Here is a 2,589-nt window from a genome sequence, read left to right as displayed (position 1 = left end):
CAGTAAATATTTATTGTTGTCTTCGTGTAAACAGTGATAAATATCTGTTGTTATCTTAAACAGATGAGCTAATTGACTGGTTATGATAGGGTACAGGCAATAGTGGCTCAATGAGATATTGACGGTTGAATTTGGATGTAAGATTGTAATCTCTGACATAGCTGAAGCGATATTGATGTTGTATCACGCTGTAAAAGCTTGCTATCTATTAACAATTTATTGCTTACTGTTTATACTTTAACTTGTAGTTTTGACGCTGCCCTATACTATCATTTTGAAAAAAGATGTTTAGTGCCAACCAATGAGCCATATTGTTCAGGGATTATGGATTGGGAAAACGCTTTCAACCATGGAACAGCTATCCATCCAGTCTTTTCTCAGGAATAATCACGAGTACCATCTATATGTTTATGGATCTGTTGACAATATACCTGATGGTACAAAGGTCATGGATGGGAATCACATCTTACCTGAATCGGATATATTCACTTATCAACATGCCTCTGGAACTGGAAGTTATGCAGGGTTTGCTAACTTCTTTCGCTATAAGTTGCTACTGATGAAAGGGGGATGGTGGGTTGACACAGATGTCATTTGTCTAAAGCCTTTTATTTTTTCTCAGGATTATATTTTTGCTTCTGAATGGAAGAATGCAAATTGTCTATCAACCATTACATCGAGCGGTATTCTTAAAGCTCCTCAAGAGTCATCGTTTGCACAATTTTGTTGGGACTTTTGTTCTCGCCAAAATCCCCAAGAGCTGAAATGGGGAGTTACGGGACCTTATTTAGTGCAGTCGGCTATTGATGAACTACACCTAAACGATTATGTTTATCCTCCCCAAGCTTTTTCTCCATTAGTTTACACAAACATACGGGATTTAATAGCGATAGATAACAGTTTGGAAGAGTTAATCAAAGAATCCTATGCGATTCATTTGTGGAATGAAATGTGGCGTCGTCAATCAATAGATAAAAATGGAACTTTTGTTTCAGGCTGTTTATATGAAAAACTCAAGTCAAAGTACCTTTAGAAATACGATTCTAAACTACATCTACATCTAGAATCTAGTTTTAGGTGTAGTTTATCTATGGGAATAAGGTTGTCCTCAATGAAGATTTCTATTGTGATCTCAATTGCAGGGAATAGTCTAGATAGATGGCAGCGCTTTCAAGCGTGCCTTTCTTGTATTCAAAGCCAATCTTATCAGAATTACGACTTGCATGTTGTTGAGCAAAGTCTTGATGGTCGTTGGTATTATCAAAATTCAGACTATCACTATCATCCAATTATTGATTCACACATGAGAGGGTTTAATCTGAGCTGGTGTCGTAATGTAGGGGCGCAGTGTGCAACGGGTGATCGATTAGTTCTTATGGATACAGATATGGTCTTTGCTCAGGACTATTTCACCCATGTGATAAGTGTTGATAAGTTTGCCTTGGGAGCGTATGCCTATGTTTGGACAGATCGGGACACAGCAAACAGATTCTATCAGAATTGCAATGTCAGCCAACTTTTACAGGCAAAGTGTCGAGAGCGGATACCAGCTCTATATTCTGGAGGGTATGGCGGCATTGTGTGTTGCGATCGCACATGGTACTGGAATACCTTTGGAGGCTATCTTGAAAACTTTTTCAACTATGGTCTTGAAGATCTAGAAGCCATTCGTCGAGTTGAATATTTATTTGGTAAGCCGCGATCTCAACTACCTACACTCTTAACCAAGGTAGGCCATCTTTACCACGATCATGAACGTGGAGAAATTAGTAAAAAAAACCGAAGAATTCAAACTGTCTGTAAACAGATCTATCCCGGACATTTAATTCAAGCAATCAAGGGGAAATTAGGTGATGCAAGCACCCCTTTTATTTTAGATCTGCAACAACTCTGTCAAACAATAGAAACTCCCGTAGAATGAGATCCATATAAATCTTGACTCTGTACCCGGAATAGTTTCTCACCCCAATGACAAATCCACACTATAGCGCCTGCCGAAATCGAGTTGGTTTTGCCATGGGCACAGGGCGCTGTGGTACCCACTGCTTAGCACAGTTGATGTCCTTAGAACGTGTTATCGCCTCAACCCATGAGCGCCATCCTTTTAATGATACTTTCCATCGATATTGTAAGTGGTATGGTTTACCCGTTGATGCAGGAGGATTTATTCAAACAAAGGCTATTAATATCGAGAAGGATTTAGAGCATCATGCTTTCTCCTTTGAAGCTAGTGCATATCTATCATTATCGATCGTAGAACTCTATCAATTTTTCGGAGCAAAATTTCTTATATTAGCGCGTAGTCCTGAAAAAGTTGTTAATTCGTATATTCGGAAAGGATGGTATCAGCAGCCCTATAGTCGTTACAATAGCCACCATATTCCTAGCTACCAACCAGGTATGAAAACTCATCATTTTCTAGGCCGTATTATCCCCTCTGGTTCAATTTTTGATCAATGGCAGCAGATGACTCAAGTAGGCAAGCTTGCCTGGTATTGGAATACACTCAACAGTAAAATTGTTGAACAGCTAAAAAATATTTGAGGATTACAGTGATTTATTTTAAAACGAAGAGATATATTATACTCT

3 protein-coding genes are annotated in these 2,589 nt (G+C 38.7%); all 3 read left to right on the top strand.

The features are described from left to right. The first annotated feature begins 301 nt into the window (after nt 1–301). Nucleotides 302–1,033, top strand: coding sequence for a glycosyltransferase (locus IQ260_RS29710; RefSeq protein ID WP_193996654.1), 732 nt, complete (start codon nt 302–304; stop codon nt 1,031–1,033). Between the two features lie 78 nt (nt 1,034–1,111). Beyond that, complete coding sequence (locus tag IQ260_RS29705) at nt 1,112–1,921, top strand: glycosyltransferase family A protein (RefSeq protein ID WP_193996653.1); 810 nt, start codon at nt 1,112–1,114, stop codon at nt 1,919–1,921. 95 nt (nt 1,922–2,016) lie between these two features. Next, nucleotides 2,017–2,544 carry a hypothetical protein gene (locus tag IQ260_RS29700; RefSeq protein WP_193996652.1) on the top strand — a complete coding sequence of 176 codons (528 nt, stop codon included), beginning with the start codon at nt 2,017–2,019 and terminating at the stop codon, nt 2,542–2,544. Nucleotides 2,545–2,589 lie beyond the last annotated feature (45 nt).

This window comes from Leptolyngbya cf. ectocarpi LEGE 11479 (genome assembly GCF_015207065.1).
Lineage (GTDB): Bacteria > Cyanobacteriota > Cyanobacteriia > Phormidesmidales > Phormidesmidaceae > Leptothoe > Leptothoe ectocarpi.
This window is presented reverse-complemented; position numbering and strand designations above follow the sequence as displayed.

What these genes read in the sequence shown, in the direction of transcription:
- IQ260_RS29710 (WP_193996654.1), top strand. Translation starts at nt 302, where the DNA reads ATGAGCCATATTGTTCAGGGATTATGGATTGGGAAAACGCTTTCAACC.
- IQ260_RS29705 (WP_193996653.1), top strand. Translation starts at nt 1,112, where the DNA reads ATGAAGATTTCTATTGTGATCTCAATTGCAGGGAATAGTCTAGATAGA.
- IQ260_RS29700 (WP_193996652.1), top strand. Translation starts at nt 2,017, where the DNA reads ATGGGCACAGGGCGCTGTGGTACCCACTGCTTAGCACAGTTGATGTCC.